Here is a 3,307-nt window from a genome sequence, read left to right as displayed (position 1 = left end):
CGTCGATGCCGAGCGATTCGATGGTGTCAACCACATCTTCAACCAGCAGGGTGCCGGCTTCGAACACGGTTTCCTGGGTTTCGGGATTGATGATGTCGCTGGCTGCCACGCGGCCGAGAATCCGCTCGCGCAGGGCCTCGACCACCTCACCGCCTTCGACCAGCGCCTTCACCACCAGGCCGTTCTTGGTGCCGCAATCGTCCTCGGTCACCACCAGATCCTGCGTCACGTCGACCAGGCGGCGCGTCAGGTAGCCGGAGTTCGCGGTCTTCAGCGCGGTATCGGCCAGCCCCTTGCGGGCGCCGTGGGTCGAGATGAAGTACTGCAGCATGTTCAGCCCCTCACGGAAGTTAGCCGTGATCGGGGTTTCGATGATCGAGCCGTCCGGTTTCGCCATCAGGCCACGCATGCCGGCCAGCTGGCGGATCTGCGCAGCGGAACCGCGCGCGCCCGAGTCGGCCATCATGTAGATCGCGTTGAACGATTCCTGGGTGACTTCCTTGCCGTGGCGGTCGACAACCTTCTCGCCGCCCAGCTGCCCCATCATCGCCTTGGCCACGGCGTCGCCGGCGCGGCCCCAGATGTCCACCACCTTGTTGTAGCGTTCGCCCTGGGTCACCAGGCCCGAGGTGTACTGCGACTCGATTTCTTTTACTTCGGCCTCGGCCGCGCCCAGAATCTGGCCTTTTTCATTCGGGATCAGCATGTCCTTGATGGCAATCGACATCCCCGCGCGGGTCGCGAAAGTGAAGCCGGTGTACATCAGCTTGTCGGCGAAAATCACCGTCTCGCGCAGGCCGCAGCGGCGGAAGCTGGCGTTGATCAGCTTGGAGATCTCCTTTTTCTTCAGCGCCTTGTCGACGAAGCTGAACGGCAGCCCCGGCGGCAGGATTTCCGACAGCAGCGCGCGGCCGAGCGTGGTTTCCACCCGCTTGACCGTCTCGACGCGGTTTTTCTCCGCATCCAGCGTCACTTCCTTGATCCGCACCGTGACGCGGGCGTGCAGCTCGACTTCACGGTTGTCGTAGGCACGGCGCGCCTCGGTGACGTCGGCAAACAGCATGCCCTCGCCCTTGGCGTTGATCTTCTCGCGCGTCATGTAATACAGGCCCAGCACGATGTCCTGCGATGGCACGATGATGGGTTCGCCGTTGGCGGGCGACAGCACGTTGTTCGACGCCAGCATCAGGGTGCGCGCTTCGGTCTGCGCTTCCAGCGACAGCGGCACGTGGACGGCCATCTGGTCGCCGTCGAAGTCGGCGTTGAAGGCCGCGCACACCAGCGGATGCAGCTGGATCGCCTTGCCTTCGATCAGCACCGGCTCGAACGCCTGGATGCCCAGGCGGTGCAGCGTCGGTGCGCGGTTCAGCATCACCGGATGCTCGCGGATGACCTCTTCCAGGAGATCCCACACGATCGGTTCTTCGTCTTCCACCATCTTCTTGGCGGCCTTGATCGTGGTCGCCAGCCCCAGCACTTCGAGGCGGTTGAAAATGAAGGGCTTGAACAGCTCCAGCGCCATCTTCTTCGGCAGGCCGCACTGGTGCAGCTTCAGAGCCGGACCCACCACGATGACGGAACGGCCGGAGTAGTCGACGCGCTTGCCCAGCAGGTTCTGGCGGAAACGGCCGCTCTTGCCCTTGATCATGTCGGCCAGCGACTTCAGCGGGCGCTTGTTAGCGCCGGTCATCGCCTTGCCGCGGCGGCCGTTGTCGAGCAGCGAATCGACCGCTTCCTGCAGCATGCGCTTTTCGTTGCGCACGATGATTTCCGGCGCCTTCAGTTCCAAAAGCCTCTTGAGCCGGTTGTTGCGGTTGATGACGCGACGATACAGATCGTTGAGGTCGGAAGTCGCAAAGCGGCCGCCATCCAGCGGTACCAGCGGACGCAGCTCGGGAGGCAGCACCGGCAGCACTTCGAGAATCATCCACTCCGGCTTGATGCCGGACTTCTGGAAACCCTCGAGTATCTTCAGGCGCTTCGACAGCTTCTTCAGCTTGGTATCGGAACCGGTTTTGCTGATTTCCGAATGCAGGGTTTCCACTTCGGTGTGCAGGTCGAGCGAGCGCAGCAGTTCGCGCACCCCTTCCGCCCCCATCAGCGCCTTGAATTCGTCGCCGTATTCTTCCAGCTTGGCGAGGTAGTCCTCTTCAGTCAGCAACTGGCCACGGTTGAGCGGCGTCATGCCGGGCTCGACCACCACGAAGCCTTCGAAGTAGAGCACCCGCTCGATGTCGCGCAGCGTCATGTCGAGCACCATGCCGAGACGGCTGGGCAGCGACTTCAGGAACCAGATGTGCGCGACCGGCGAGGCCAGCTCGATATGACCCATGCGCTCGCGGCGCACCTTGGACAGCGTGACTTCGACGCCGCACTTTTCGCAGATGACGCCGCGATGCTTCAAGCGCTTGTACTTGCCGCACAGGCACTCGTAGTCCTTCACCGGGCCGAAAATCTTGGCGCAGAACAGACCGTCGCGCTCCGGCTTGAAGGTACGGTAGTTGATGGTCTCCGGCTTTTTCACTTCGCCGTAGGACCAGGAGCGGATTTTCTCCGCCGACGCCAGGCCGATCTTGATGGCGTCGAACTCTTCCTCGTGGGTGGCCTGCTTGAAAAGATCCAACAATGCTTTCATGGCTGTGTCCTCACCCTAAATTAATAACGTTCCAGATCGATGTCGATACCGAGCGAACGGATTTCCTTCACCAGCACGTTGAAGGATTCCGGCATGCCGGCCTCGATCTTGTGATCGCCCTTGACGATGTTCTCGTACACCTTGGTACGGCCGTTCACGTCGTCGGACTTCACGGTCAGCATTTCCTGCAGCACATAGGATGCGCCGTAGGCTTCCAGCGCCCACACTTCCATTTCGCCGAAGCGCTGACCGCCGAACTGTGCCTTGCCGCCCAGCGGCTGCTGGGTAACCAGCGAGTACGGGCCGGTGGAACGCGCGTGCATCTTGTCGTCGACCAGGTGGTGCAGCTTCAGCACATGCTTGTAGCCCACCGTCACCTGGCGGTCGAAGGCTTCGCCGGTGCGGCCGTCGTACAGCGTGACCTGGCCGCCCTCGGGCAGCCCGGCCAGCGTCAGCATGCGGCGGATTTCCTCTTCCGAGGCACCGTCGAATACCGGCGAGGCAAACGGCACGCCCTTGGTCAGGTTGCGCGCAAGTTCGATCACTTCGTCGTCGCTGAAGCTGTCGAGATCCTCCGACTTGCCTGACTGGTTGTAGATCTCCTTCAGGAAGTGGCGCATATCCTTCACCAGCGTCTTGGTCTGCGCCGCCAGCATTTCGCCGATACGCTCG

The 3,307-nt window shown here is 62.2% G+C and carries 1 protein-coding gene and 1 pseudogene; both read right to left on the bottom strand.

Annotated elements, in window-relative coordinates:
* A partial coding sequence (rpoC, locus tag BGO62_RS00960) for a DNA-directed RNA polymerase subunit beta' (protein ID WP_296638670.1) occupies positions 1-2,635 on the bottom strand: 2,635 nt, incomplete at its 3' end.
* Positions 2,636-2,655: 20 nt separating this feature from the next.
* Positions 2,656-3,307 (bottom strand): annotated as a pseudogene (gene rpoB, locus BGO62_RS00955) (DNA-directed RNA polymerase subunit beta); the annotation flags it as partial.

The organism is Thiobacillus sp. 65-1402 (assembly GCF_001897685.1).
Lineage (GTDB): Bacteria > Pseudomonadota > Gammaproteobacteria > Burkholderiales > Thiobacillaceae > Thiobacillus.
This window is presented reverse-complemented; position numbering and strand designations above follow the sequence as displayed.